Source organism: Allobosea sp. GW822-FHT05A11 (assembly GCF_058800455.1).
In genome coordinates, this window is sequence record NZ_JBXAMI010000002.1 from 186,669 (window position 1) to 213,386 (window position 26,718).

General features: G+C 66.6%; 23 protein-coding genes. 2 read left to right on the forward strand and 21 right to left on the reverse strand.

All coding sequences use genetic code 11. The features are described 5' to 3' along the window. Positions 1–95: 95 nt before the first annotated feature. The 11 genes from lpxB to frr all read right to left on the reverse strand — a co-directional run bounded on the left by lpxB (position 96) and on the right by frr (position 12,220). Positions 96–1,268 carry a lipid-A-disaccharide synthase gene (gene lpxB, locus AC1RLU_RS06285; RefSeq protein WP_492794531.1) on the reverse strand — a complete coding sequence of 391 codons (1,173 nt, stop codon included), beginning with the start codon at positions 1,266–1,268 and terminating at the stop codon, positions 96–98. Further along, positions 1,268–2,137, reverse strand: a complete 870-nt coding sequence (locus tag AC1RLU_RS06290; protein ID WP_492794533.1) for an LpxI family protein — start codon at positions 2,135–2,137, stop codon at positions 1,268–1,270. Before AC1RLU_RS06290 ends, lpxB begins: the two co-directional genes overlap by 1 nt. Further along, entirely contained in the window at positions 2,134–2,943 is an 810-nt protein-coding gene (lpxA, locus tag AC1RLU_RS06295) for an acyl-ACP--UDP-N-acetylglucosamine O-acyltransferase (RefSeq protein ID WP_113585069.1), read from the reverse strand. Before lpxA ends, AC1RLU_RS06290 begins: the two co-directional genes overlap by 4 nt. Positions 2,944–2,978: 35 nt before the next feature. After that, positions 2,979–3,437: a 3-hydroxyacyl-ACP dehydratase FabZ gene (gene fabZ, locus AC1RLU_RS06300; RefSeq protein WP_061968054.1), complete on the reverse strand. Its 459-nt coding sequence runs from the start codon at positions 3,435–3,437 to the stop codon at positions 2,979–2,981. Between the two features lie 193 nt (positions 3,438–3,630). Next, the gene (lpxD, locus tag AC1RLU_RS06305) at positions 3,631–4,692 is read right to left on the reverse strand and encodes a UDP-3-O-(3-hydroxymyristoyl)glucosamine N-acyltransferase (protein ID WP_492794535.1); all 1,062 of its coding nucleotides are present in this window, start codon (positions 4,690–4,692) and stop codon (positions 3,631–3,633) included. 130 nt (positions 4,693–4,822) lie between these two features. Continuing rightward, a complete protein-coding gene (gene bamA / locus AC1RLU_RS06310; protein WP_091859144.1) occupies positions 4,823–7,321 on the reverse strand; it encodes an outer membrane protein assembly factor BamA in 2,499 nt (832 codons plus the stop codon). A gap of 216 nt (positions 7,322–7,537) precedes the next feature. Continuing rightward, positions 7,538–8,686 (reverse strand): RIP metalloprotease RseP, encoded by a 1,149-nt coding sequence (gene rseP, locus AC1RLU_RS06315; RefSeq protein WP_091859141.1) that lies wholly within the window; start codon positions 8,684–8,686, stop codon positions 7,538–7,540. Between the two features lie 125 nt (positions 8,687–8,811). Continuing rightward, positions 8,812–9,993: a 1-deoxy-D-xylulose-5-phosphate reductoisomerase gene (gene dxr / locus AC1RLU_RS06320; RefSeq protein WP_492794537.1), complete on the reverse strand. Its 1,182-nt coding sequence runs from the start codon at positions 9,991–9,993 to the stop codon at positions 8,812–8,814. Positions 9,994–9,998: 5 nt separating this feature from the next. Beyond that, positions 9,999–10,826: a phosphatidate cytidylyltransferase gene (locus AC1RLU_RS06325; RefSeq protein WP_061968061.1), complete on the reverse strand. Its 828-nt coding sequence runs from the start codon at positions 10,824–10,826 to the stop codon at positions 9,999–10,001. Continuing rightward, entirely contained in the window at positions 10,823–11,581 is a 759-nt protein-coding gene (locus tag AC1RLU_RS06330) for an isoprenyl transferase (protein ID WP_061968063.1), read from the reverse strand. Before AC1RLU_RS06330 ends, AC1RLU_RS06325 begins: the two co-directional genes overlap by 4 nt. A gap of 75 nt (positions 11,582–11,656) precedes the next feature. Beyond that, positions 11,657–12,220 (reverse strand): ribosome recycling factor, encoded by a 564-nt coding sequence (gene frr, locus AC1RLU_RS06335; RefSeq protein ID WP_061968065.1) that lies wholly within the window; start codon positions 12,218–12,220, stop codon positions 11,657–11,659. 247 nt (positions 12,221–12,467) lie between these two features. On the opposite strand from frr, the gene AC1RLU_RS06340 reads away from it, so the two are divergent. Beyond that, positions 12,468–12,881: a VOC family protein gene (locus tag AC1RLU_RS06340; protein ID WP_492794540.1), complete on the forward strand. Its 414-nt coding sequence runs from the start codon at positions 12,468–12,470 to the stop codon at positions 12,879–12,881. A gap of 10 nt (positions 12,882–12,891) precedes the next feature. Here the strand turns inward: AC1RLU_RS06340 and pyrH are convergent, their stop codons facing one another. From pyrH to AC1RLU_RS06360, 4 genes are all read right to left on the reverse strand, one after another. Beyond that, positions 12,892–13,599 (reverse strand): UMP kinase, encoded by a 708-nt coding sequence (pyrH, locus tag AC1RLU_RS06345; RefSeq protein ID WP_061968066.1) that lies wholly within the window; start codon positions 13,597–13,599, stop codon positions 12,892–12,894. Positions 13,600–13,707: 108 nt separating this feature from the next. Next, positions 13,708–14,631 (reverse strand): translation elongation factor Ts, encoded by a 924-nt coding sequence (gene tsf / locus AC1RLU_RS06350; RefSeq protein ID WP_492794542.1) that lies wholly within the window; start codon positions 14,629–14,631, stop codon positions 13,708–13,710. 194 nt (positions 14,632–14,825) lie between these two features. Continuing rightward, the gene (locus tag AC1RLU_RS06355; protein WP_492794544.1) at positions 14,826–15,818 is read right to left on the reverse strand and encodes a 30S ribosomal protein S2; all 993 of its coding nucleotides are present in this window, start codon (positions 15,816–15,818) and stop codon (positions 14,826–14,828) included. Between the two features lie 251 nt (positions 15,819–16,069). Then, complete coding sequence (locus tag AC1RLU_RS06360) at positions 16,070–16,459, reverse strand: pore-forming ESAT-6 family protein (RefSeq protein ID WP_061968071.1); 390 nt, start codon at positions 16,457–16,459, stop codon at positions 16,070–16,072. Positions 16,460–16,674: 215 nt separating this feature from the next. Here AC1RLU_RS06360 and AC1RLU_RS06365 point away from each other — a divergent pair, with 215 nt between their 5' ends. Next, a complete protein-coding gene (locus AC1RLU_RS06365) occupies positions 16,675–17,829 on the forward strand; it encodes a GGDEF domain-containing protein (protein ID WP_492794546.1) in 1,155 nt (384 codons plus the stop codon). 14 nt (positions 17,830–17,843) lie between these two features. Here AC1RLU_RS06365 and pncA read toward each other — a convergent pair whose 3' ends face one another. The 6 genes from pncA to coaD form a co-directional block, all read right to left on the reverse strand. Next, on the reverse strand, positions 17,844–18,470 hold the full coding sequence (pncA, locus tag AC1RLU_RS06370; RefSeq protein ID WP_492794548.1) for a bifunctional nicotinamidase/pyrazinamidase: 627 nt from the start codon (positions 18,468–18,470) through the stop codon (positions 17,844–17,846). An 11-nt stretch (positions 18,471–18,481) separates the two neighbouring features. Further along, positions 18,482–21,955: a DNA polymerase III subunit alpha gene (dnaE, locus tag AC1RLU_RS06375; RefSeq protein ID WP_492794549.1), complete on the reverse strand. Its 3,474-nt coding sequence runs from the start codon at positions 21,953–21,955 to the stop codon at positions 18,482–18,484. Between the two features lie 701 nt (positions 21,956–22,656). After that, a complete protein-coding gene (locus AC1RLU_RS06380) occupies positions 22,657–23,343 on the reverse strand; it encodes an ABC transporter ATP-binding protein (RefSeq protein WP_061968079.1) in 687 nt (228 codons plus the stop codon). Between the two features lie 4 nt (positions 23,344–23,347). Continuing rightward, positions 23,348–24,640 carry a lipoprotein-releasing ABC transporter permease subunit gene (locus tag AC1RLU_RS06385; RefSeq protein ID WP_061968081.1) on the reverse strand — a complete coding sequence of 431 codons (1,293 nt, stop codon included), beginning with the start codon at positions 24,638–24,640 and terminating at the stop codon, positions 23,348–23,350. Positions 24,641–24,683: 43 nt separating this feature from the next. Beyond that, positions 24,684–26,015, reverse strand: a complete 1,332-nt coding sequence (gene proS / locus AC1RLU_RS06390; RefSeq protein WP_142115478.1) for a proline--tRNA ligase — start codon at positions 26,013–26,015, stop codon at positions 24,684–24,686. A 152-nt stretch (positions 26,016–26,167) separates the two neighbouring features. After that, positions 26,168–26,668 carry a pantetheine-phosphate adenylyltransferase gene (gene coaD / locus AC1RLU_RS06395; RefSeq protein WP_492794551.1) on the reverse strand — a complete coding sequence of 167 codons (501 nt, stop codon included), beginning with the start codon at positions 26,666–26,668 and terminating at the stop codon, positions 26,168–26,170. Between the last annotated feature and the right edge of the window lie 50 nt (positions 26,669–26,718).

Below are 26,718 nucleotides of genomic sequence, written 5' to 3' on the forward strand. Positions count from 1 at the left end.
GCGAGCATCCACATCTTGAACGCCGGATAGCCTGGATGAAGGCGTGGATGGTGGGACAGGCCCGACCATGACAGAAGGCGCCGTGCGCGCTTCTGTCAGCCCGCCTGCTCGGTCGGCAGGAGTGCCAACGCCGCCGCAACCGCGTTCGCCGCCGGGCTTGGGCCGGCGGAGCGCATGATGGTCTCGACCTTGATGAAGCCGTCGAGCTGTTCCTGGCGCTTGTCGCCCTCGGCCATGGCGGCGAGAAGATGGCTGCTCAGCGCCTCCGCCGTCGCCTCCTCCTGGATGAATTCCGGAACGATGCTGCGGCCGAGGATCAGATTGGGCAGTATCACGCTCGGCAGCTTGACGAGGCGGCGCGCCAGAAACGCCTCCCAATTCGCCCCGCGATAGGCTGCAACCGTCGGGATCTGCGACAAGGCAAGCTCCAGCGTCACCGTTCCGGATGCCGCCAGCGCCGCGCGGGCCCCGCGGAATGCCGCCAGCTTGGCCGCGTCGCCAGTCACGATCTCGGGTCCGACCGGCCAGCGCGCAGCCGCTTCGGTGATCATCGGCTGGAGCCGCGGCACGGCCGGCAAGACGAAGCGGGCACCGGGCACGACTGCCGCGACCTTCGCCACTGCCTCGCCGAAGACCGGCATCAGGTGGTGGATCTCGGAACGCCGGCTGCCGGGAAGGACGAGCACCAGCGGCCGCTCCGCGTCGTCGCGACGACGCTGCTCATCCGCATCCGGGCGCATCTCGTCGAGCCGCTCCATCAGCGGGTGGCCGACATAGATCGTCTCGGGGCCGTGCAAGCGGGCGAGCGCGGCGGGCTCGAAGGGCAGCAGGGCAAGGATGCGATCGACATGAGGCGCCATCCGCCTTGCGCGGCCGGAACGCCAGGCCCAGACGCTGGGGCAGACCCAGTGCACGATCGGGATGGAAGGCGCCCGCGCCCTCACCTTCTTCGCGACGCGCAGGCAGAAATCCGGGCTATCGATCGTCAGCAGCAGATCGGGCTCGAAAGCGGCGATGCCGCGTGCCGCATCCTCCATCCGCCGCAGCAGCAAGGGCAGGCGCGCGATCACCGGGCCGAAGCCCATCACCGCGATATCGGCCTGGGGAAAGAGCGGCCTGAGCCCGGCCTCGGGCAGGCCGTGATCGCCCACGCCGCAAAGCTCGATCGGGCGATCACCCAATCGCTCGCGCAGCGCGGCGAGGAAGCGCAGGGCCAGGGCATCGCCCGACGCCTCGCCGGCGATGACGCCCAAGCGGAACGGCCGCATCAGGCAAAGCCCTCGACGAAGAGGCCAAGCTCGTCTGCCTGCCGGCCGAGCGCAGCACGGTCGCCGACCAGGACCTCGCCGGCCCGGACACCGATGCCGGAGAGCCCGGCCTCGGCAATGTTGCGCAGGGTATCCGGCCCGATGGCCGGCATATCGACGCGCAGGTCCTGCCCCGTCTTCGGAACCTTCACGAGGAAGCCGTCGCCCTTGCCGATCTTGAGGCGCCCGCGTGCGACGAGATCGGCCACGCGCCGGATCATCGCATCCGTGCCTTCGGCGGCTTCGATCGCGACGACGCGATGATCGGCGAGGATCGCCGCCTGCCCGACATCGAAGGGCGAGAGCGTGGCGAGCAGGGCGAAGCCGCGTTCAAGCTCGGCACGCTGCTCCGGCGAGGCTCGCCGGCGGCCAAGCGCCCCGCGCGGCGCGGTCATCTCGGGAGCGATCTCGGCCGGCCCGTGGACGCGAAAGCCCTGCATCTCGAAGAAGCGGACGACGCCGCGCAGCAGATGATCGTCGCCGCCCAGAAAGGCCTTGGCGAAATGCGGCATGTATTTCAGCGTCGAGACCTCGGGGCGCAACGAGCCGAAGCTCGGTCGCGGCAGGGCCCCGAGCATGACGATATCGACGATGCCGCGCCGGTGCAGCTCTTCGAGCAGGCTGCCGAGCTGGCCCAGGCGGTATGTCCTGAGGTCCGCGCCCTCGCCGAAGGCTGCGGGGTCGGCTGCGCCATCGAGCGCCGCGATATAGGGGCGCTCGCCCTTGTCCGTTACGATGCGGGCGAGCTGGAGCGGATAGTCGCCGCTCCCCACGATCATCGCGAGCGGGCCGCGCGGGGCGGCTGCATCGGCCGGACGGTCGGTGTTCACCGCTCCGCGACGGTGGCGTCCCGCGGCGTACAGAGCGCCTTGTCGCCGCCTTCCCTGATGAAATTCAGGATCTCATGGACCAGAGGATCCTCGCTGAACTCGGCCGCGACATCCTCGACGCGCTCGGTCAGGGTCCCCTCGGCCGCGAAGAGCAAGCGATAGGCACGGCGCAATTCGTGAATCTGCTCGCGCGTGAAGCCGCGCCGCTTGAGGCCGATGAGATTGAGCCCGACAAGATGCGCGGGATTGTCACGAATGGTCCCGAACGGAATGACATCGCTCAGCACGCCAGCTCCGCCGCCGATGAAGGCATGGTCGCCGATACGGATGAACTGCTGCAGGCCGGCTCCGCCGCCGACAATGACGTAGTTCCCGATCGTGACATGGCCGGCGCACATCACATTGTTCGAGAAGATGATGTTGTTGCCGAGGCGGCTGTCGTGGCCGACATGCGAATTGGCCAGGAAAAAGCAGCGATCACCAACGCTGGTGATCATGCCGCCGCCTTCCGTGCCGGGGTTCATGGTGACCCCCTCGCGGATCTGGCAATCCGCCCCGATCGTCAGTGTCGAGGGCTCGCCACGATACTTCACGTCCTGCGGCGGGTGGCCGATCGACGCGAAGGGAAAGATCCGTGTGCGCGGGCCGATCGTGGTCCGGCCGGCCACGACCGCATGGCTGACGAGCTCGACGCCCTCGCCGAGCACGACATCGGGGCCGACCTGGCAGAACGGCCCGATCGTCACGCCCGCGCCGAGCTGGGCCTTCGGGTCGACCAGCGACATGGGATGAATGGAGACGCTCATCGAGACGCTGCCCTGATCCTGAACCGCCGCGCCGCTCAAACGACCATCGCCGAAATCTCGGCTTCGGCCACGAGCACCCCGTCGACGCGGGCCTCGCCGCGATAGAAGAAGATGTTGCGCTTGCGGGCGAGCTTGGTGAGGTGGAAACGGATCTGGTCGCCAGGCGTGACAGGCTTGCGGAACTTCGCCTTGTCGATCGTGGTGAAGAGGACGGACTTGACCTCCTGCGCACCGACCTCGCGGGCATTCACGACCAGGACACCGGCCGTCTGGGCCATCGCCTCGATCATCAGCACGCCCGGAAACACCGGCCGTTCCGGGAAGTGGCCGGTGAACTGGGGTTCGTTGACCGTGACGTTCTTGATCCCGACGCCGGACGTATCGCCATCGATCTCGACGACGCGATCGACCAGCAGAAACGGATAACGGTGGGGGATGCTGGCCATGATCTTCTGGATGTCGATCACACCCAGTGCCGTCGTCGCCTCGCTCATGGTCTGTCTTCTCCCGCGTGCCGTCGCCGGGCAGCGCCTTGTATTCACGTCAGTGGCCGGGAGCAGGCAACGTTCCTGCAACCCGCCACGATTTCAAAGCCTTCCGCCGCTTTGCCGGAAACGGAGCGGGTTCGGCAACAAAATTCTTGGCATCGAGAGCAGAAAGCCCCCATCGGACGGCGAAACGCCTGGCTCAACCCTGCGATGCGCCCGGCTTCTTGCCGCGATTGGCCACCAGCGTCTTGAGCAACGCGGTCTCGCGCGCCCAACCGAGCGCGGGCTGGGCGGGATATCCGCCATAGCGCGCGCCGCGTGGAACATCGCCGGCGACGCCGCTCTGCGCCGCGATCTGTGCGCCGACGCCGATGGTGAGATGACCGGCGAGCCCGACCTGGCCGCCAAGCACCACGAAATCCTCTAGCGTGGAAGAACCCGCAAGGCCGGTCTGGGCGCAGATCACGCAATGACGGCCGATGACGCAGTTATGGCCGATCTGGACGAGGTTATCGATCTTGGTGCCTTCGCCGATCACCGTGTCGCGGCTGGCGCCACGGTCGATCGTGCTGTTGGCACCGATCTCGACATCGTCCTGGATGATGACGCGGCCGATCTGCGGCACCTTCATGTGCCCCTTGGGGCTCATCGCGAAGCCGAAGCCGTCCTGCCCGATCCGCGCGCCGGGGTGGATAATGACCCGGTTGCCGATCAGGGACGCCTGGATCGTGCTGCCCGCCCCGATCGAGCAGTTGCGCCCGATCCGGACCTGCGGGCCGATGACCGCATGCGAGGCGACGACGGTCCCTGCCCCGATCTCGGCCCCAGGGCCGATGACCGCGCCGGGATCGACGGTGACACCCGCCTCGAGGACGGCCGTAGCATGGACGATGGCACCCGGCGCGACGCCCTGCGAGGCGAAGATCGATTCAGGCTTCAGTGCGCTCGGAAAGCAGCGCGCCATGATCTTCGCGAAGGCGTGATACGGCGCCGGCGACACCAGAGTCACCGTTCCCACCGGAACACGATCGGCGAAACGCGGCGAGACGATGCACAGGCCCGCCTTGGTTGCCGCCAGGGCATCCGTGTATTTCGGATTGTCCATATAGGCGAGATCGGCCGGACCAGCCGTTTCGAGGGCGGCGATGCCGTCGATCCTGCGGGTCGACTCCACGCCCTCCGGCAAGGTGCCGCCTGAAATGCTTGCGACCTCGCCGAAGTCCAGCGAGGTCGCGAACGGAAAGAAAACTGGCTCTGCCATGATCCGGTCCGGAGCGGGATCGCCGCGCATCCCACAGGACGCGAGAATGGCGATCCATGTCGTTGTTATCGCACCGATTTCTTCCCGGGAAGTGGAGCCACTTCCCGGTCGATGCTCAAGCCCGCCTACGTCAGAAGCGGGTGCCGCCCGAGAAGCGGAAGGCCTGGAGACGGTCGCCGCCGTACTTGCCGACGAGGCCGGTCTGCGGGTTCAACCCGATCTGGCCTTCGTCCTTGGTCAGGGCGTAGGCGTAATCGAACCGGATCGGTCCGAGCGGCGACTGCCAGAGCAGGCTCACGCCGACCGACGAACGCAGCATGTTCTTGTCGCGGATACAGCCGATGCTCGACTGGGCACCGCCGGTCACGACATTGTACTGACGCGCCTCCGAGCCGGCCGGGCAAGCGAAAGCCACCGACTTCGAGCCGCCGTCATAGTTGAACAGCGTGCCGGCATCGGCGAAGACCGCGCCGCGCAGGCCAAGGTCACGCGGCAGGCCGAAGATCGGGAACTGCACCTCGACCGTACCGCCGAAATAGGTGGTTCCACCGACCGCGTTCGCCGTCGGGTCGTTCAGCACGTCGCGCGGGCCGATGCCGGACGGCGCGAAACCACGCACCAGCGACGGGCCGAGGAAGTAGTGATCGACCATGCGCAGGTTGCCGCTGGTCGCCTGGACGTGACCGCCCTGGACGCGCAGGAAGCCGACGACGTCGTCGAAGATCTCGCGGTAGTAACGAGCATCAGCCGAGATACGCAGGAACTTCGAGTCGCCGCCGAGGCCGGCGAATTCCGGCTTCAGCTCGGCCGAGAAGCCGTTGCGCGGGTTCTGCACGCTGTCGAGCGAGTTGTAGTTGAAGTTCAGGCCGACGAGAGAGGTCAGGGTCGAGCCCTGGGCCTCCTTGACCGCCACCGTCGCTTCGCCGTTGGTCACGCAGTTCAGGGGCGCGCTGGCGCCACCGGTCGGCGTGACGCCCGGGATCGGGAAGGTGCAGTCGTTATAGGGACGGCTGAACTCGTTCGGGATGGTAATCTCGGTCTGGTAGATCGAGTACCGCGGCGTGATCGAGAACTCTTCCGTGATCGGGAAGGTGAAGCGAACCTGCCCACCGGTCACGCGGCTTTCGAAACGGCCGGTGTTGTAGTTGTCGTTGAACTTCGAGAACAGATCGATACCGGCCGCCACGCGATAGCCGAGGAAATAAGGCTCGGTGAACGAGAAATCGACGCCCTGCGTCCTCTCGCCGAGCGTGCCGGCGATGCGGACGAACTGGCCGCGGCCGAGGAAGTTCGATTCCGACAGCGAGACCTCGCCGATGACGCCGTCCGAGGTCGAGTAACCGCCGGCGACGGAGAACGAACCGGTCGCCTTGTCCTCGACGTCGATATTGACGACCACGCGATCCGGCGCCGAGCCGGGCTCGTTGGTGATGCGGACCTTGTTGAAGAAGCCGAGATTGTTCAGGCGACGCTCGGCGCGGTCGACCATGACCTTGTTGTAGGCATCGCCCTCGCCGAGATCGAGCTCGCGGCGAACCACATAGTCGCGGGTCCGGGTGTTGCCGCGCACGTTGATGCGCTCGACATAGACGCGCGGGCCCTCATCGACGACATAGGTGATGCCGATCTGGCGGCCTGCAGCGTCACGGTCGCCGCGCGGACGAACCTGGGCGAAGGCATGGCCGCGGCGGGCCACTTCCGTGGTCAGCGCAACCAGCGACTTCTCGACCGCCTCGGCGTTGTAGGTATCGCCCGTGGAGGTCGCGACATAGCGCTGCAAGGCAGCCGCATCGACATCGCGCAGCGAGGAATCGACCGTAACGTTGCCGACCTGATATTGCTGGCCTTCCTCGACCTGGATGTCGATGACCCAGCCGCCGGCCGCCTCGTCGAAGCGGGCGCCGCTGTTGACGATCTGGAAGTCGGCGTAGCCGTTCTTCAGGTAGAAGCGGCGAATGAGATCCATGTCGGAATTGATCCGATCGGGATCATAGACGTCGGAGGTCTTGATCCAGCTCAGGAAATTCGATTCCGTCGACGTCATCAACCCGCGCAGGCGCCCGCCGGAATAGGCCTGGTTGCCGCTGAAGTTGATCGACTTGATGCCGGTCTTGCCGCTCTCGTTGATGGTGAAGACGATATCCTGACGGCCGTTCGGCAGAGGAGCGACGCGCGCGCTGACCGAAGACAGCCCGTAGCCCGCCCGCTTGTAGGCTTCGCGCAGGCGCTCGATATCAGAATTCATCAGCGCCTGGCTGACCGGACCGCCGGCACGCGACTGCACGATCTGCGCGAGCTGTTCGCCCTTCAGCTTGCGGTTACCTTCGAAGGCGACCCGGTTGGCCGTACCGCCCTGCTCCTGAACCGCAACGACGATCTGCGAACCGCGGCGGTTGACCTGCACGCTGCTGAACAGGCCGGTCGCCAGCAGGCTCTCGCGGATTTCCTGCGGGTTTTCGCGGCCGACCGCGTAGGAGCGGATCGTCTCCGCATCGACGCGGCGGTTGCCGTGGACGACCACAGCCTGCGCGAAAGCCACACCACCACTCACGGCCAGCATCAAAGCCGAAAGTCCGATCGATCGAGAGAGCCGCGTCTTGGTCGTCCGGCTCTGTTGGGTCGACGTCATCGGGTCGCCTATTCCATCTCTCTGGTCACCACCCCAAACGGGGACCGCCATCTAGCGACAGCAGCACGGGGACATTGCGGTTCAAACGCTTCTACAAAGTTTCCAGCAGGGTGCAAACCGCGATCATCGTTAATAAAGCGTTTTTAGAAATCTCGTTGCCGCCGGGCCACGCAGCGTGCCGTTTTTCCGCCGCAAAGCGCCTTCCGCGGGCCGATTTCAGAGCAGGCCGCGGACGTGAACGATGTCGTTCCAGGTCACGAACAGCATCAGCATCAGGACGAGCGCGAGGCCAACCCGAAAGCCGATTTCCTGTGCGCGCGGGCTCAAGGGCCGGCCGCGCAGCGCCTCATAGAGATAGAACAGCAGGTGCCCGCCATCGAGCATGGGAACCGGCACCAGATTCATCAGGCCGATCGAGACCGAGAGGATCGCAGCAAGATTGATCAGCCCGAGCAGCCCGCTGCTCGAAGCAACGATGCCGGAGACCTGCGCGATCCGAATCGGACCGGAGAGCTGGTCGGTGGATTCGCGGCCGGTCACCAGCTTGGCGACGTAGTCATAGGTCCGCGTCACGACGAACCAGGTCTCGGTGAAGCCGGCCTTGGTGGAGTCGACCAATCCGAATCGCTGCGTCTTCCAATCCTCGGGGCGCGGCGACGCCTTGACGCCGATCACGCCAATGCGCTGCGTGCCGAGCTTGGTCTTTATCTCGGTCAGCGCCGGCGTCACCGGAAGGGTGAGCGTGCCGCCGTCGCGCTCCACGGAAACCTCGAGACGCTCGTCGGGCCGGATCGAGACGATGCGCTGCATGTCGGAGAAGCTGCCGACCGACTGGCCGTCGATGGCGATCACGATGTCGCCCGCCTTCAGGCCGGCCCGCTCCGCCGCGCTGCCGGCGACGACGGCGTCGACGCGCGGGATCAGCACCTGCTTGCCGAAGAAGAAGGTCGAGCCGGCGAAGATCACGATCGCCAGCAGGAAATTCGCGATCGGGCCGGCGGCGACGATCGCCGCCCGCTCACCGAGCGACTGCGCGGGGAACGAGCGCGCACGCTCCTGCGCCGACATCCGGCTCACCGCCTCATCGTCGGGCGCGCTGGAGGCATCGGCGTCGCCCGAGAACTTGACGTAGCCACCGAGCGGAATCAGCGCGAAGCGCCAGCGCGTGCCATGCCGGTCGTTGAAACCGAAGATCTCGCGGCCGAAGCCGATCGAGAACGTCTTGACGTCGACCCCGCACCAGCGGCCGACGAGGAAATGCCCGAGCTCATGGACGAAAACGACGGTGGTCAGGACGAACAGGAACGGCAGCAGATAGCCGAGCAGGAAATGCCCGGCATTCCAGAGAGACGCTGCGAATTCCATGAACCTATTCCCCCGGGGGTCCTAGATCATCGCGCGTCCGAGCGGACGCGCGATGATCTAGCTCATTGGTGCTGCATCGGACCGAAAAGTGGAATCCACTTTTCGGTCCGATGCAATAACAGCCTCTAGGTGACAGTGAACCGTGCTTGCGACAAGAGCGAGGCAGCCCGCCGTCTTGAATCTTGGTCAATGGCGAGCGCGGAAGCGACATCGCGCGGCACCTCCGACCCGGCGGGAGAGGCTGCGCAGACCGCTTCCACCAGCGCGGCGATAGCGGGGAAGCCAAGCCGCCTCTCCAGGAAGGCGGCGACGGCGACTTCGTTGGCGGCATTGAGCACGGCCGGCATGGCGCCGCCCTCGCGCAAAGCGGCGATCGCGAGGCCGAGCGCCGGGAAGCGGACGAGATCGGGCCGCTCGAAACTCAGCGGCGCCGCCAGAGCGAGATCGAGGAAGCGCTGAGGCGGCGCGTCGAGGCGGCCGTCGATGCCGAGGCAATGCGCCGCTGCGACCCGCATGTCCGGCACCGCCATGCCGGCGCTGACCGAGCCGTCGCGGAAGGTCACGAGGCCGTGGACGATCTGCTGGGGATGGACGAGCACATCGAGTTGATCGGGTTTCAGATCGAACAGGAAGCGAGCCTCGATCAGCTCGAGCCCCTTGTTCATCATGCTGGCGGAGTCGATCGTGATCTTGGCGCCCATCGCATAGTTCGGGTGCTTCAGCGCCTGGTCGGGGGTCGCCGCAGCGATGCGCTCCATGCTCCAGGTCCGGAACGGGCCGCCGGAGGCCGTCAGCGTCATGCTGCGGACCGAGGCGAGAGGTTCGCCGCCCAGAACCTGGAACAGGGCGTTGTGCTCGGAATCGAGCGGCAGCAGGCGGGCGCCGACCTCGGCCGCCTGCGCCATAACAGCCTCGCCGGCACAAACCAGGCTTTCCTTGTTGGCGAGCGCGATCGTGCGCCCGGGCTGGAGCGCAGCGAAGGTTGCCTCCAGTCCGGCAGCGCCGGAGATCGCGCTGACGACGATATCGGCCGGGCGGTCGACCGCCTCCAGCACAGCGGAACGCCCTGCCCCGCTGGCGATGCCCGTGCCGGAGAGCGCCTGCTTCAGTGCTTCGCCGCCGGCAGCATCGGCGAGCGCGGCAAAGGATGCGCCCACCTCGATCGCGGCCCGGGCCAGCGCATCGGCATCACGGCCGCCGACCACGATCGCAATGGAGAGGCGCTCGGGATTCTCGGCGACGACGTCGCGGACCGAACGTCCGACGGAGCCGGTCGCTCCCAGAAGCGTGACGCTGCGCAAGGGCATCGGTCTCAGACGTTGATGTGCAGGGCGAAGAGCGCGAAGCCGGCGAGCACCAGAACCGCCCAATAGCCATCGAGCCGATCGAGGAAGCCGCCATGGCCGGGGATCAGCCTGCTCGAATCCTTGGCGTCGAAGCGGCGTTTCAGGGCAGATTCGAACAGGTCTCCGGCCTGGCTGACGACCGAGCCGGCGAACGAGGCGGCAACCACGGGCCCGGCCGCCGTCATGCCTTGCAGCGCCGGCATCCATCGCCAGACGAGGTAGCCGCCGATCATTCCGGCCACGGCGCCGCCGATCGCGCCCGACCAGGTCTTCTTCGGGCTGACGGCCGGCATCAGCTTCGGGCCACCGAGCTTTCGGCCGGTGAAATAGGCGGCGATATCGGTGAGCCAGACGACGGCGAAGCTCCACAGGATCAGGGCAAGGCCGATTCCGGCGAGATCGCGCAGCGCCGGCGTGACCAGCGCGAAGGCCAGCGCATAGGCGACGCCACAGAACTCCAGCGCCAGACGCGAGCGCACGAAGGGCGTCGCAAGCGCACCCAGGAGCGCTATGGCCGAGGCCGTACCCGCAAGCGCCGCCGGACTTGCAGGGGAAAAGGACAGCGCCAGGCCGGCGGCGACCACCGCGATGCCCGCCGGGATCGCATTGCCGCGGCCGATGATCGCGAGCCATTCATAGGCGACGAGCCCGGCAACCAAAATCCAGACCAGCCGGAACGGCCAGCCGCCCCAGATCGTGACGAGCAGGATCAGCGCGCCCAGGACCAGCGCCGAAGCGACCCTGAGCCTCAGCTCGGAGCCGGATCGCGGCGCAGAGGCGCCCGGCTCATTCACGCTACGCCTACGCTGCGGTCGGAGGGGGCGGCAAGACCGCCGAAACGCCGCTCGCGCTGACGATACTGCGCCAGAGCCTCCTCAAAGGCGGCCCGGTCGAAATCAGGCCACATCACCGGGGCGAAGATGAACTCGGCATAGGCTGCCTGCCAGAGCAGGAAGTTCGAGATGCGGGTCTCGCCCGAGGTCCGGATGACCAGCTCGGGATCCGGAAGGTCGTGGGTGTCGAGCTGACCGGCGATCGCAGCCTCGTCGATCGCGGCCGGGTCGATCCGCCCTGCTGCGACATCGGCCGCCAGCCGGCGTGTCGCACGCATGATCTCGTCGCGGGAGCCGTAATTGAAGGCGATCACCAGCACGAGACCGGTATTGTTGCGGGTGCTGGCCTCGGCGTGCTCGACAAGGCGGCGCAGGTCGGCTGCGAGATCGTCCCGGCTGCCGATGATGCGGACCCGGACATTGGCGGCCGAGAGCTCGGCAAGGTCCTTCTCGACGAAATGCTTGAGCAACCCCATCAGGAAGGAGACTTCCGCATAGGGCCGGCGCCAGTTCTCGGTCGAGAAGGAGTAGAGGGTCAGGACCTGGATGCCGAGATCGCTGGCATTCCGGACCGTGCGGCGCAGCGCCTCCAGCCCGCGGCGATGGCCCTCCTGCCGCGGCAGCCCGCGCATCTGCGCCCAGCGTCCGTTGCCGTCCATGATGATGGCGACATGAGCCGGATTGGACACGCCTGCGTCGCGCTGACCGGATGACATGCGGATGAGCCTCGCTCGGCTGCGGCCGAAGGAGCGCGGGAGGTCCCCCGCGCGGGAGATCGAACGTCCAGACGATCAGACGTGCAGGATTTCCTTTTCCTTCGTCGCCAGAGCCTGGTCGATCTCGGCGATGTGCTGGTCCGTCGCCTTCTGGACCAGATCGGAATTGCGGGCGGCGTCGTCCTTGGTCATGTCGCCGTCCTTCTCGAGCTTCTTGACGACGTCGATGCCGTCGCGGCGGACATGGCGCACGGAGACCTTAGCTTCCTCGGCATATTTATGCGCGACCTTGACCATCTCCTTGCGGCGCTGCTCGTTCAGCTCGGGGATGCGGATGCGCAGGACCTGGCCTTCCGTCTGCGGGTTGAGGCCGAGATCGGATTCGCGCACCGCCTTGTCGACGGCCTGGACCATCGAGCGGTCCCAGACCTGGACGCTGAGCAGGCGCGGCTCCGGCACGCTGACCGTGGCGAGCTGGCTCAGCGGCGTGCGGGCGCCATAAGCCTCGACCTGGATCGGGTCGAGCATGTTGGCGGAGGCGCGGCCGGAGCGCAGCGAGGCGAGATCGCCCTTGAAGGACTGCACCGCACCGGCCATGCGGCGCTTGATGTCGGCGAGGTCGAACGTCGTCTGGGCCATTTCAATCGGGACCTTGCAGGTAATTCAAAATCGGCGAGACCATGGCGGCGGGGCCGCGCAGGGTCAAGATTTACATCCTCGAACAGCATTTTCCCCCGGATTGGGCAAGGGAAAAGCGTCGATCCGGGCGGATCATGACCGGGTAGCGGCACGACCCGCTGGTTCCCTGCTCATGGATGCCCATCTCATCCTAGAGACCGGCCGGCCCGTCGGCCAGCGCCGGCCGCAAGGAACCGTGGAGAAAACCGTGCCTCGCCTCAACCGCATCATCGAGACCGCGCTTTATGTCGACGACCTCGACCGCGCCCGCGCCTTCTACGAGGACAAGCTGGGCCTCGCCCCCCTGCTCAAGACGAAGACCCTCTTCGCCTACGACGTCGGGGGAGCGAACGTGCTGCTGCTGTTCCTGCGCGGCGCCTCGCTCCAGACCCAGAGCACGGCCGGGGGCACCATCCCGCCGCATGACGGCAGCGGGCCGCTGCACATCGCCTTCGCGATCGACGCGGAAGAGCTTGCGGCCTGGGAGGCGAAGCTCGGTCAGCTCGACATCGCCGTGGAAGGGCGGATGCAATGGGAGCGCGGCAGCACGAGCCTGTATTTCCGCGATCCCGACGGGCATCTCCTCGAACTGGCGACGCCCCGTCTCTGGCGGACCTACTGAGGCAATTGCCTCAAGGCGTGACGTAAGTCGCCCTGCCCTCGCCGCGCAGGACGGCGGCCAGCATGCCGGGCTCGGCGATCGAGAAGACGACGATGGTCAGGCTCGCGTCGCGGGCGAGCGCGAAGGCGGCGGTATCCATCACCTTGAGGTCGCGCTTGATCGCGTCCTCATGGGTCAGCGTGTCGTAGCGGGTCGCAGCCGGGTCCTTCTTCGGATCGGCGCTGTAGACGCCGTCGACCTGCGTCGCCTTGAGCAGATGGCTGCAGCCCAGCTCGGCCGCGCGCAAAGCAGCACCGGTGTCGGTGGTGAAATACGGGTTGCCGGTGCCGCCGCCGAGGATGACGACCTTGCCGTTGCTGAGATGATCGAGCGCGCGCTTGCGGGCATAGCTCTCGCAGAGCGAGGGCATCGGCACCGCCGACATGGCGCGCGCCGGAGCGCCGGCCGCCTCGATCGAATGCTCCAGGGCGAGCGCGTTCATCACCGTGCCGAGCATGCCGATCGAATCGGCCGTGGTCCGGTCGAGCCCCTTGTTGAGGCCCTGGACGCCGCGGAAGAAGTTGCCGCCGCCAACGACGATGCCGATCTCGACGCCTTCACGGGAAGCATGGGCGATGTCGGCGGCGAGCGCCGTCAGCGTGACGCCGTCCAGGCCGTTTCCGACCGGACCGGCAAGGGCTTCGCCGGAGAGCTTCACGAGAACGCGTTGGGGTCTCATCGATGTCTCTCCGTCTCGTTGTGGCCGGCCGCGATTCGACGCAGCCCTATCTTCCTACAAAAAAGGCCGCGCGATGCGCGGCCTTTCTGTCATTCATCACAGGGCTTGTCAGCCCGTGGTGCCGCCGGCGGCAGCGACCTCGGCCGCGAAGTCCTGCTCTTCCTTCTCGATGCCCTCGCCGAGCGCGAAGCGGGCGAAGCCAGTGAGCTGCACGGGAGCGCCGACCTTGCCCTCGATCTCCTTGAGGACCTGCGCGACCGACTTCGAGCCGTCATGGATATAGGCCTGCTCGAGCAGGCAGTATTCCTTGGCGTAGCTCTTCAGGCCGCTCTCGGTGATCTTGGCGAGGACATGCTCGGGCTTGCCGGCGTTCTTCTCGGCCAGGATCGCCTTCTCACGCTCCAGGACGTCCGGGGCGACCGAAGCGAGGTCGAGCGCAACCGGGTTGGTCGCCGCGACATGCATGGCGAGCTGGCGGCCGAGCGCGGCAAGCTCATCCGACTTGCCGGTCGACTCGAGCGCGACGATGACGCCGATCTTGCCGAGACCATCGGCGATCGCGCCGTGGACATAGGAACCGATCAGGCCCGAGGAGACCTTGAGCGCGGCGACGCGGCGCAGCGTCATGTTCTCGCCGATGGTGGCGATGGCGTTGGCGATCGCGTCCTGAACGGAACCGCCGCCCGGATAATGATGGCCGAGCAGAGCGTCGACATCACCGCCACGCTCCAGCGCGACATCGGCGATGGTCTTGGCGAGCGCCTGGAATTCCGGGTTGCGCGCGACGAAGTCGGTCTCGGAGTTGACCTCGACGACGACGCCTTCATTGCCCTGCACCGAGACGGCGACGAGGCCCTCGGCGGCGACGCGGCCGGCCTTCTTGGCGGCCTTCGACAGCCCTTTGGCGCGCAGCCAGTCGACGGCGGCCTCCATGTTGCCGTCGTTCGCCGAAAGGGCGGTCTTGCAGTCCATCATGCCCGCGCCGGTCTTGTCGCGGAGTTCCTTCACCATCGCGGCGGTGATCGCTGCCATCTGTCTTGTCCTTGCTGTCGGTGCGGCACTGGCCCTGGGACCGGCCGCGGATCGGATTGATGCGGACGCCTTCATGGGGAAACGCCGACGCTCCGTTTCCGGCCGTCGGCGCGTCCTCTCAACTTCTCAGAGCCGGCGTCAAACGAGAGGCTCGATTGCGACGCGCCGATGACGCGCCGCAAGGGCAAACCGAATTACGCGTCGGCGAGTTCGCGAGCCTGGGCGACCCAGCCCTCGCGCTCGATCTTGCCGCCGAGCTTCAGATCATGGTCGATCTTGGTCACGTCGGCCGGGGTCATCGCCGCGATCTGCCAGAAGTGGTAGATGCCGCCATCGTTCAGCTTCTGGACCGCATCGGGACCCATGCCCGAGAGCTTGGTCAGGTCGTCCGGAGCGCCGCGCGGGGTGGTCAGCGTCTCGAAGGCGCCGGAGGCGGTCTCGAGAGCTTCCTCGACGACCGGCGCGTCGGCGGCGCCGACATCGATGCCCTGGTCGCCCGAGGCGCGGCCGATGCCGTCGATCGCCGAGCGGGCGATCAGGTCGCAATAGAACTGGATGGCGCGGCCGGCGTCGTCATTGGCCGGGACCGGGAAGGTGATGCCGTCCGGGTCCGAGTTCGAGTCGACGATCGCGGCGACCGGAATGCCGAGGCGCTGGGCCTCCTTGATCGCGAGCGCTTCCTTGTTGGTGTCGATCACGAAGATCATGTCCGGCGTGCCGCCCATGTCCTTGATGCCGCCGAGAGCCTTCTCGAGCTTGTCGCGCTCACGCGACAGCATCAGGCGCTCCTTCTTGGTCAGGCCCGAGCCGCCGCCGTTGAGCAGCTCGTCGACCTTGCGCAGGCGCTGGATCGAAGCCGAAATGGTCTTCCAGTTGGTCAGCATGCCGCCGAGCCAGCGGGAGTTGACATAGTACTGGGCCGAGCGCTTGGCGGCATCGGCGATGGCATCCTGCGCCTGGCGCTTGGTGCCGACGAAGAGGACGCGGCCGCCGCGGGCGACGGTGTCAGACACGGCCTGCAGGGCGCGGTGCAGCATCGGCACCGACTGCGACAGGTCGAGGATGTGGATGTTGTTGCGGACGCCGAAGATGTACGGGGACATCTTGGGGTTCCAGCGATGCGACTGGTGGCCGAAATGGGCACCGGCCTCAAGGAGCTGGCGCATGGAGAAATCTGGCAGAGCCATGGTGTTCTAGTCCTTCCGGTTGAGCCTCTGGAGCGCGAATGAACAAGGCATGAGCTGCCACGTCACCGGAACGCCTCGGAAATCGAGGTGATGCACTCCATGTGGGATGGGCTGCGCCTTACAGGGGATAGCGCAGCATTGCAAGCCGGCGCGGCCCAGAAAACCGGAAGCGCGCCTTGATAAGGCCCATGCGGATACCGCATGGGCCCATTCAGAAGCGGGCGTGGGGCCTGACCCCCGCCCTCGCCTCACTACGGCAGCTTGGCGCCCATCTGCTTCACGAGATCGCCGATCTGCTTGCAAAAGGTCGCAGGCGTGCCGTTCTGCGCCTTGGCGATGACCTCGATGTCCTGCTCCATACCCATGGCGGAGATCGTACCCTTGCGACCAGCGGCTTCGGCGGCATCGCCGCCGCTGACATCAGCGGGCGCCGGAATCATCGCGACCAGCTTCTTCTGGACGTCGGCAGCGGCAGCGTCGGTGTACCCCTTATCGGCACAATAGCCGAGGATGCCGAGCTGATTGCGGGCCGCCTGGTAGGCGACCTTGAGCTGGTCGGCCTGGGTCTGCGCGAAAGACGGCGCGACCGAGCCTAAAAACGCGATCGTGGAGGCGACTATCAACGACTTATAAAAGTTCATGGGGAATATCCTCAGCCTATCATGTTCTCAAGCATGCCACGATGCTCTCCCCCCCGCCGCAGCCTGCCTAGCGCGTGCAGCCGGGCCGGACAACCCGGAACGCCGCGGCATCCCCGGCCTCCTGGGTCGGACTTGCCGTCGCGGCCGGCTGTCTCGGCCGTCGACGCAGGACGCGAAACGACCCGACGAAGCGATCGTGGGAGGTCGACATCGGCGTGATCCTCGACCTGAGAACGATCTTCGTCACGGGCGCGCTCACCTGCTTCATCATCGGCGCGATGCAGCTGATGACCTTCGCGACCGGCCGCTTCACCCGCAGCCCGGTCTGGTGGGGGGTCAGCAGCCTGTGCATCGGCACCGGCCTGCTGGGCGCGGCCTTCCGCGGCACGATTCCCGATATCGTCTCGATCGAGTTCGCGAACACGGCGCTGCTGGCCGGCTGCCTGCTGCTGCTCCTGGGGATTCGAAGCTTTGCGGGCCGGGAGCTCAACTGGTTCGGATTCGGGGTGGTGCTTCTCGGCAGCTGGGCGCTGCTCGCACTGTCACCGGGCATCGAAGGTTATTCCACACGGGTCATGGTCGTTGCGACGGTGATGGCGCTCTGCGACGCCGCCATCGTGCGCGAGGCCGTCCGGCTCGGCCGGCAGGAGGGGCTGCGCTCGGCCTGGCTGCTGGCCATCCTGTTCGCTCCGACAGTCGTGATCTATGCCGGACGCATCGCACTGGCGGCGCTGGACCGGGTCGGCACGACGCTGTTCCCGTCGGAATCGGGAGCGACCGGCTGGCTCGCCGCCAGCGGCGTCGCCTTCATCATCCTCAGAGGCCAGGCCCTGCTGATGCTCGCGGCCGAGCGCAGCAACCGGATGCTGGCAACCCTTGCCCGGCGCGATTCATTGACGGGGGCGATGAACCGTTCCGGCCTGGAGCAATGGCTGGCGCAGCAATCGCGCGGGGAGCGGCGGGCCGCGCTCCTGCTCGTCGACATCGATCACTTCAAGCGGCTCAACGACACGCTCGGCCATGCGGCCGGCGACCGGATCCTGCGCCTGTTCGCAGATTCCGTGAGGGAGCAACTGCGCAGCACCGACATCCTAGCCCGGCAGGGCGGCGACGAATTCGCGATCATCCTGCCCGATGTCGGCGTCAGGGAAGCGGTCCGGGTCGCGGAACGCATCCGCCACGCCTTCCGCGACAAGATCGCCGATCTCGCCGAGATCCGGCTGCAGCCGACTCTCAGCATCGGCGTGGCCGAGATCGAACTCGGCGGACGCGAGCTCGACGACCTGCTGGTCGAGGCCGACGAGGCGCTCTACCGCGCCAAGCGGCTCGGGCGCGACCGCGTCCAGGCGCAGCTCAAGCCAGTGGCCTGAAATCGGGCTGAAGCTCAGATCGCGAGGCTTGCAGCGCTGACCCGCCTGATCCCGGCCGCCGTCATCTCGGCCCAGGCCCGGTCGAGCGAACCGTCGAGATCGATCGCGCGGCAGGCATCCTCCACCACCACCGTCTCGAAGCCGGCGCGGGCGGCATCCTGCGCCGTCCAGTTCACGCAGAAATCGGTGGCGAGACCGGCGATGACGACCTTCGCAATACCACGCTCGCGCAGATAGCCTTCCAGCCCCGTCCGCGTCCGGCGATCAGCCTCGACGAAGCCGGAATAGCTGTCGATGCCCGGGCGATATCCCTTGCGGATGACCGCCTCGGCATGGGGCAGGTCGAGGCCGGGATGGAACGCGGCTCCTCGCGTACCCTGTACGCAATGGTCCGGCCAGAGCACCTGCGGGCCATAGGCCAGTTCGATCGTCCCGAACGGCTTGCGGCCGGGATGGCTGGAGGCGAAGGAGGCGTGGCCGGCCGGGTGCCAGTCCTGCGTCAGCACGACATGGCGGAAGCGGCGTCCGAGCGCATTGACGAGAGGCACGACTGCATCGCCATCCGGTACGGCAAGGTTGCCGCCCGGACAGAAATCGTTCTGGACGTCGACGACGAGCAGCACGGTCCGGTCGTCGGCCATCAGCGTAGCTCCTACTGTAGCCTGACATCGACCACGCCGGGCGCGGCGCGCACGGCATTGGCGATCTGCTGGTTGACCGGGAACTTACCGGGCAGCTCGATCTCGACCTCCTGCGCCCCGTCGTCGATGATCATCACGATAGAGACCTTGCCCTCGGCCCGCACGGCCTCGCGGGGACGGATGCGCTCGGCGATCGAGGCCACTGCCTTCTCGTCGCGCAGATAGACGACGAGATCCTGCTTCTGGCGCGCGGCGAGGCCATCGAGTTCCTCGGCATCCTCGATGCGCGGGCGCACCTCTTCGCCGTCGAGCACGGCGGACAGGCGCAGCACCAGCGCCCTGCCCGGCTCCAGCAGATCGCGCAGCTTCATCAGCCCTTCCGAGAACAGCACGGCCTCGAACTGGCCGCTCGGATCGGACAGGTTGACGATGCCCATCTTGGAGCCGGACTTGGTGCGCCGCTCCGACTTGTCGATGACCGAAACCGCGACCTTGCCGACGCCGGTGCCGTTGGCGCGCACCGTCTGGGCGAAATCGGCATAACGCTGCACGCGCAGGCGCTTCAGCACATGCTCGTAATCGTCGAGCGGGTGGCCGGAGAGGAAGAAGCCGACCGCCTCGTGCTCGCGCTTCAGCTTCTCGGCCGGCGCCCACGGCTCGACCTGCGGGATGCGGAAGGCCTCCTGCACCACGCCGCCGCTCAAGAGATCGAACTGGCCGGCCGCCGCCTCGTCGCGGGTGCGGTTGGAGAGCGCCAGCATGCCGTCGAGCGCCGCGACCGCTCGTGCGCGATCCGCCTCCAGCTCGTCAAGCGCGCCCGCGGCGATCAGGGCCTCAAGCGTCCGGCGGTTGACCAGCCTCGTATCGATGCGGCGGGCGAGATCGGCGAGGTCGCGGAACGGGCCGGCGGCCTGCCGCGCCGCCACCAGCGATTCCACCGCCGCAGTGCCGACGCCCTTGATGGCGCCGAGCGCGTAGAAGATCTTGCCGTCGGCAACGTCGAACTCGACGCCGGACTGGTTGATCGCCGGCCGCTCGACCTTGATGCCTAGGCGCTCGGCATCCCGGCGGAATTCCGAGAGCTTGTCCGTGTTGCCCATGTCGAGCGTCATCGACGCGGCCAGGAACTCGACCGGATAATTCGCCTTCAGATAGGCGGTCTGGAAGGCGACGATGGCATAGGCCGCCGCGTGGCTCTTGTTGAAGCCGTAATCCGCGAACTTGGCGAGCAGGTCGAAGATCTCGGAGGCGACGTCCTTCTTGATGCCGCCGTCGATCGCGCCCTTCACGAAGCGGTCGCGCTGGGCGTCCATCTCCGCCTTGATCTTCTTGCCCATGGCGCGGCGCAGGAGGTCGGCTTCGCCCAGCGAATAGCCCGACAGCGCCTGCGCCACCTGCATCACCTGTTCCTGGTAGACGATGATGCCGTGGGTCTCGCGCAGATAGGGCTCCATGCCGGGGTGGAGATAGGTCGGATCCTCCAGCCCGAGCTTGCGGCGGCAATAGGTCGGGATGTTGTCCATCGGGCCCGGCCGGTAGAGCGCCACCAGCGCGATCAGGTCCTCGATCCGGTCTGCCTTCATCTCGACCAGCGCCTTGCGCATGCCGACCGATTCCACCTGGAACACGCCGACCGTCTCGCCGCGGGCCAGCATGGCGTAGGTGGTGGGGTCGTCGAAGGGCAGTTGCGCCAGATCGATATGGATGTCGCGCTGGGCGATCAGCTTCACTGCGGTGGTCAGCGTGGTCAGGGTCTTCAGGCCGAGGAAGTCGAACTTCACCAAGCCGGCCTGTTCGACCCATTTCATGTTGAACTGGGTGACGCGCATGCCGGTGCGCGAATCGACCGAGAGCGCGACGAGCTGTTCGAGCGGCCGATCGCCGATCACCACACCTGCAGCGTGAGTCGAAGCATGGCGGTGAAGCCCTTCCAGCTTCTGGCCAATTTCGAGCAGGCGCGCGACGATCGGCTCCTCCTCGGCCGCCTGCTGCAGCTTGGGCTCGCCCTCGATCGCATCCTTCAGCGAGATCGGCTTGGCCGGGTTCTGCGGCACGAGCTTGGTCAGCTTGTCGACCTGGCCATAGGGCATTTCGAGCACGCGGCCGACGTCGCGCAGCACGCCACGCGCCAGCAGCGTGCCGAAGGTAATGATCTGGGCGACGCGCTCCTGCCCGTAATGGTGCTTCACATACTCGATAACCTCTTCACGCCGGTTCTGGCAGAAGTCGATGTCGAAGTCGGGCATCGAGACGCGGTCGGGATTGAGGAAGCGCTCGAAGAGCAGGCCGAAGCGCAGCGGGTCGACGTCGGTGATGGTCAGCGCATAGGCGACGAGCGACCCCGCACCCGAGCCGCGCCCCGGCCCGACCGGAATGTCCTGGTTCTTCGCCCATTTGATGAAGTCCGAGACGATCAGGAAGTAGCCCGGGAACTTCATCCTCGTGATGATCGAGAGCTCGAAATCGAGCCGCTTCTCGTAATCCTCGACACTGAAGCCCTCGGCCGGGCCGTGTTTGGCCAGCCGCGCGGCAAGGCCGGCGCGCGCCTGTTCCTGCAGCTCCTCGGCTTCGTCGCGGCCCTCCTCGCCGAAGCGCGGCAGGATCGGCTTGCGGGTGGTGACGCGCCAATGGCAGCGCATCGCGATCTCGACCGTGCTCGCCAGCGCCTCCGGCAGGTCGGCGAAGCGCTTCTTCATCTCGGCACGCGAGGCGAAATAATGCTCCGGCGTGACGCGGCGGCGCGTGCCGTCGGAAACGAGGCGCCCTTCCGCCACCGCCAGCAGCGCGTCATGCGCGTCGAAATCGGCAGGCTTGGCGAAGAAGGGCTCGTTGGTCGCGACGACGGGCAAGTCGGAATCATAGGCGAGGCGCAGGAGATGGGCCTCCCGCGCCGCCTCGCCATCGCCGCCATGGCGCTGGATCTCGACATAGAGCCGGTCGCCATAGATTCCGGCGAGCGTCGCGAGGCGCGAAGCCGCCTGCGGGAGCTGGCCGAGACGCAAGGCAACGTCGATCGGCCCGCCCTGCCCGCCGGTCAGTGCGATCAGTCCCGTATTATAGGTGGCAAGACGCTCGACCGTGGTGATCGGCTGGCCGGAGCCGCCGGTCGCCAGCGCCGCTTCGCTGACGAGCTTCATCAGGTTGCCGTAACCGGCCTCGTCCATGGCGAGCAGGACGATATGCGGCAGGCGCTGCGGCTGCATCGGCTTGCGGCTGCCCTCGCCCTCATCAGCGAAATCGACCGAAAGCTGCACGCCGACGATCGGCTGCAGGCCCGAGCCCGCGAGCTTCTCGGAGAATTCGAGGCCGCCGAAGAGATTGTCGGTATCGGTCAGTGCCAAGGCCGGCTGGCCGTCGGCCACCCCCATCTTGGCCAGCGTCGCGATCGTCATCGCGCCTTCGAGCAGCGAATAGCTCGAATGGACATGCAGGTGGACGAAGCCGATCTCCTGGAGAACGCGCGCCTCGCCAGCTTCCCTGCTCATGTCCCACTCCTGCCGCCGCAACCGGGCGACTCGTCGACCCTGATCCTGATGCGCCTCTTATGCGTTCTGGGTGGGGCCTGCGTCGAGACCTTGCGGGCCCGTCTGTGGATGGCTCCTGCCGTGCTCAGACATGCGGGCCGGAGAGGATCGCAGCCCAGAGCCAGATCATGCCGAGGAAGACGCCGAGCGAGGCGATCTCGGCAAGGCCGGCGGCGAGTTTACGCGCTGCAGTCATGAGAACCTCCTGTGTTCTTGGTAAGTTCAGTTTAGTTCATGATTTGTTCTCGTCAATGTCGATAGGGAAACTGGCGGGTCGATCTCGGCGTGGAGGTTAATGAAACCTTGCCGAGGGGCCGAACCCGACATGGGGCTGGCCTTCATCTTCACTGCCCTGAGAATGTCACATCCGTCATGGTCGGGCTTGTCCCGACCGTCGATGTCTTCGCTGGTCGAGGGCGCGTTCAAGACGTGGATGCTCGCCGCAAGGACGAGCATGACGATCGCTGGATCGTTCCTGCCAGGACAACCCTTGTCGTTCCGGGGCGCCGCAAGCGTGAACCTGGCACCAACGACTAGCTGAGCGTTTCCAGTCATGCATTTGCAAGGACTCACCCGGTCGTGGGTTCCGGGTTCTTCGCTACGCGAAGCCCCGGAATGACAAGGTGGTGCAGGACGTGAACAAGCTGACGGACGCAAGCCGCCTACAGCTTGACGACCAGCCCATCGCGGATCGTGACCTGCCGATCCATCTGGCGGGCAAGCTCGAGATTATGCGTCGCGATCAGCGCCGCCAGCCCCGAGGCCCGCGCCAGCGCCATCAGCGTGCCGAAGACATGCTGCGCGGTCTGCGGGTCGAGGTTGCCCGTGGGCTCGTCAGCCAGCAACAGGCGCGGCCCGTTGGCAACGGCGCGGCCGATCGCGACACGCTGCTGCTCGCCGCCCGACAACTCGCCCGGCAGATGGTCGAGGCGCTCGCCGAGGCCCAGGAAGGTCAGCAATTCGGTCGCCCGCTCCTCGGCGAGACCGCGGGCGAGGCCGCGGATGCGCTGCGGCAGCACGACATTCTCCAGCGCCGTGAACTCGGGCAGCAGATGGTGGAACTGGTAGACGAAGCCGATCTCGGTGCGGCGCAGCCGCGTGCGGCCCTTGTCGTCGAGCTTGGTGGTGGCGAGCCCGCCGACGAAGACCTCGCCGGCATCGGGCTTCTCCAAGAGGCCGGCGACATGCAGTAGCGTCGACTTGCCGGTGCCGCTCGGCGCGACCAGCGCGACGACCTCGCCCGGCCAGAGCGCGAAATCGGCCTTGCGCAGCACTTCGAGCGGTGCATCGCTCTGCGGATAATAGCGCTCGACCTGGGAAAGGAAGAGCGCGGGCATTTCCTGTGCCATCGCTTTAGCCCATCCTCAGCGCTTCGACGGGGTCAAGCCGGGCAGCCTTCCAGGCCGGATAGAGCGTCGCCAGCAGCGACAGGGTCAGCGCCATCAGCACGACGCTCGTCACCTCGCTCCAGTCTATGACCGAGGGGATGTCGCTGAGGAAGCGCACCGTCGGGTCCCAGAGATTGGCCCCGGTGATCCAGTTCAGCCCGGCCATGATCGACTTGATGTTCTTGGCGAAGACGATGCCGAGGCCTAAGCCCGCCAGCGTACCGACGACGCCGATCGTCGCCCCGGTGATCAGGAAGACGCGCAGCACCGTGCCGCGCGTGCAGCCCATGGTGCGCATGATCGCGATATCGGCGGTCTTGTCCTTCACCAGCATGATCAGGCCGGAGACGATGTTCAGCGCCGCGACCAGCACGATCAGCGTCAGGATGATGAACATCACGTTCCGCTCGACTTCGAGCGCATTGAAGAAGCTGCGATTGCGCTGGCGCCAGTCGGAGAGCACGAGCGGGCGCGGCGCATCGGCCTCGATCGCGTCGCGGACGGCCTGGGTGCGGTCGGGGTTGTCGACGAAGATCTCGATGACGTTCACGTCGCCGTCGCGGTTGAAATAAGCCTGCGCCTCGTTCAGCGGCATGTAGACGAAGGTGCCGTCGAACTCGGTCATGCCGATCTCGAAGATCGCCTTGACCGGATAGGCCTTGATGCGCGGGGCCGTACCGAAGGGCGTCGAGGCGCCCTGCGGGGAAACCAGGGTCATCATGTCGCCTGCCTGGATACCCAGCGCATTGGCGAGGCGCCGGCCGATGGCGACGCCGGGCGTGCCACCGTCGAAGCCGTCGAGCGTGCCCGACTTGATATTGCCGCCGATGAAGGGAATCGCCTTGATGTCGCTCTCGCGTATGCCGCGCACCAGCACGCCGTTGTTACCCGTCTGCGAGGAGGCGAGCGCCTGGCCCTCGACCAGCGGAATCGCGAGCTTGATGCCGGGGATCTTGGCGAGCCTGGCCGCGACGCTGTCGTAATCGTCGAGCGGGCGGTCGATCGGCGTCGCGAAGATATGGCCGTTCACGCCAACGATCTTGCTGAGCAGCTCGATCCGGAAGCCGTTCATCACCGACATCACGATGATCAGCGTCGCGACGCCGAGCAGGATGCCGAGGAAGGAGAAGCCGGCAATGACCGAGACGAAGCCCTCGCGGCGGCGCGTGCGCAGATAGCGCCCGGCGAGCAGCCATTCGAATCCGGCGAAAGGCTTCGTCCCGGTCGGAACCTCGGCGCTGTCGGCGACGGCGCTCATGCGGCAGCTCCCATCAGGTGCGTCTTCATGACGGTGTCCGCCGTCACGCCGCCCTGCCCTTGAAGCGGTCGAGCGCGGCTTCCAGCGAGACGAGCTCACGCTCGCCGCCAGCGCGGCGCTTGATCTCGACCTTGCCCTCGGCCAGCCCCTTCGGGCCGACGATGATCTGCCAGGGCACGCCGATCAGGTCGGCTGTGGCGAATTTTCCGCCCGGGCGCGTGTCCGTATCGTCGTAGAGCGCGTCATAACCCTTGCCGAGCAGCGTCTTGTAGAGCTGCTCGCAGGCACCGTCCGTCGCGGCGTCGCCGACCTTGAGGTTGATGACCGCGATGTCGAAGGGCGCGATCTCCTCCGGCCAGACGATACCGGCATCGTCATGCCCGGCCTCGATCAGCGCGGCGACGAGTCGGCTCGGCCCGATGCCGTAGGAGCCGCCATGCAGCAGCACGGGCTGGCCGTCCGGCCCGGCGACGGTCGCGCCCATCGGCTCGGAATATTTCGTGCCGAAATAGAAGATATGGCCGACTTCGATGCCGCGCGCCGAGACGCGCTTGTCTTCCGGAACCGCCTCGAAGGCGGCCTTGTCATGCATTTCCTCGGTCGCGGCGTAGAGGCTCGTCCACTTGTCGAAAACGCCCTGCAGGCCGGCGACATCGTCGAAATCGGTGTCGGCGGCCGGCGTCTCGAAGTTCAGGTAGTCGCTGTGGCAGAAGACCTCGCTCTCGCCGGTCGAGGCGAGCACGATGAATTCATGGCTGAGATCGCCGCCGATCGGGCCGGTATCGGCCTTCATCGGGATCGCCTTGAGGCCCAGCCGCGTGAAGGTGCGCAGATAGGCGGTGAACATGCGGTTATAGGCGTGGCGCGCCGCATCCTTGTCGAGATCGAAGGAATAGGCGTCCTTCATCAGGAATTCGCGGCCGCGCATCACGCCGAAGCGCGGGCGGACCTCGTCGCGGAACTTCCACTGGATGTGGTAGAGATTGAGCGGCAGGTCCTTGTAGGACTTGACGTAGGAGCGGACGATCTCAGTGACCATCTCCTCGTTGGTCGGCCCGTACAGCATGTCGCGATCATGCCGGTCCTTGATGCGCAGCATCTCCTTGCCATAGGCCTCGTAGCGCCCGCTCTCGCGCCAGAGATCGGCCGACTGGATGGTCGGCATCAGGATCTCGATGGCGCCCGAGCGATTCTGCTCCTCACGGACGACGTTGCTGATCTTGTTCAGCACGCGCAGGCCCAGCGGCAGCCAGGAATAGATGCCCGCCGACTGCTGGCGGATCATGCCGGCACGCAGCATCAGCCGGTGCGAGACGATCTCGGCCTCCTTGGGCGTATCGCGCAGGAGGGGCAGGAAATAGCGGGAAAGACGCATCGGGAAACCTGTCGGAGGGCGTCGTGCAGGGCACTGCACGACGAGTCGCTTCATCTGAGAGACACCATCGCTCTCGACAAATTGCAAACCAAAATCAGCAGGAAGCGGCGGAAGATGGCGAAGTTATGTGCCTTTCGCCGAAGATCGTGCCGTCAGCTCTTGGCGAAGCGCACCTTCAGCGCGGCCAGCACGGGCGCCGGCACGAAGGGCGAGACATCCCCGCCCATCGCCGCGATCTGGCGCACCAGCGTCGCGGTAATGTAGCGCACGTCGGGCGAGGCCGGCAGGAACACGGTCTGCACGTCCGGTGCCATGGTGCCGTTCATCCCCGCCATCTGCATCTCGTAGTCGAGGTCGCTGCCGTCGCGGAGGCCGCGGATGATGATCGAGGCTCCGGCCCGGCGCGCCGCGTCGACGGCGAGATCGTCGAAGGTCACGACGTCGAGCGTCGCTCCTTTCGCCGCCAGCAATGGCCCGGCCACCGCGCGCAGCAGGTCGGCGCGGATATCGACTGAGAGCAGCGGCGTCTTGCCGGGGTGGACCCCGATCGCCAGGACGAGCCTCTCGCAGAGGCCGGCAGCGGCCGCGATGACGTCGGCATGGCCGTTGGTCACGGGATCGAAGGAGCCGGTGTAGAAAGCGATGCGTGCCATACGGCCAGCGTTAGCGGCTGGACCGGAGGACGACAAGTCTTCTCAGGGGC

Coding starts and splice junctions, on each gene's coding strand:
- lpxB (WP_492794531.1), bottom strand. CDS start 1,268: ATGCGGCCGTTCCGCTTGGGCGTCATCGCCGGCGAGGCGTCGGGCGAT.
- lpxA (WP_113585069.1), bottom strand. CDS start 2,943: ATGAGCGTCTCCATTCATCCCATGTCGCTGGTCGACCCGAAGGCCCAG.
- fabZ (WP_061968054.1), bottom strand. CDS start 3,437: ATGAGCGAGGCGACGACGGCACTGGGTGTGATCGACATCCAGAAGATC.
- lpxD (WP_492794535.1), bottom strand. CDS start 4,692: ATGGCAGAGCCAGTTTTCTTTCCGTTCGCGACCTCGCTGGACTTCGGC.
- bamA (WP_091859144.1), bottom strand. CDS start 7,321: ATGACGTCGACCCAACAGAGCCGGACGACCAAGACGCGGCTCTCTCGA.
- rseP (WP_091859141.1), bottom strand. CDS start 8,686: ATGGAATTCGCAGCGTCTCTCTGGAATGCCGGGCATTTCCTGCTCGGC.
- dxr (WP_492794537.1), bottom strand. CDS start 9,993: ATGCCCTTGCGCAGCGTCACGCTTCTGGGAGCGACCGGCTCCGTCGGA.
- AC1RLU_RS06330 (WP_061968063.1), bottom strand. CDS start 11,581: ATGTCATCCGGTCAGCGCGACGCAGGCGTGTCCAATCCGGCTCATGTC.
- frr (WP_061968065.1), bottom strand. CDS start 12,220: ATGGCCCAGACGACGTTCGACCTCGCCGACATCAAGCGCCGCATGGCC.
- pyrH (WP_061968066.1), bottom strand. CDS start 13,599: ATGAGACCCCAACGCGTTCTCGTGAAGCTCTCCGGCGAAGCCCTTGCC.
- tsf (WP_492794542.1), bottom strand. CDS start 14,631: ATGGCAGCGATCACCGCCGCGATGGTGAAGGAACTCCGCGACAAGACC.
- AC1RLU_RS06355 (WP_492794544.1), bottom strand. CDS start 15,818: ATGGCTCTGCCAGATTTCTCCATGCGCCAGCTCCTTGAGGCCGGTGCC.
- AC1RLU_RS06360 (WP_061968071.1), bottom strand. CDS start 16,459: ATGAACTTTTATAAGTCGTTGATAGTCGCCTCCACGATCGCGTTTTTA.
- pncA (WP_492794548.1), bottom strand. CDS start 18,470: ATGGCCGACGACCGGACCGTGCTGCTCGTCGTCGACGTCCAGAACGAT.
- dnaE (WP_492794549.1), bottom strand. CDS start 21,955: ATGAGCAGGGAAGCTGGCGAGGCGCGCGTTCTCCAGGAGATCGGCTTC.
- AC1RLU_RS06380 (WP_061968079.1), bottom strand. CDS start 23,343: ATGGCACAGGAAATGCCCGCGCTCTTCCTTTCCCAGGTCGAGCGCTAT.
- AC1RLU_RS06385 (WP_061968081.1), bottom strand. CDS start 24,640: ATGAGCGCCGTCGCCGACAGCGCCGAGGTTCCGACCGGGACGAAGCCT.
- proS (WP_142115478.1), bottom strand. CDS start 26,015: ATGCGTCTTTCCCGCTATTTCCTGCCCCTCCTGCGCGATACGCCCAAG.
- coaD (WP_492794551.1), bottom strand. CDS start 26,668: ATGGCACGCATCGCTTTCTACACCGGCTCCTTCGATCCCGTGACCAAC.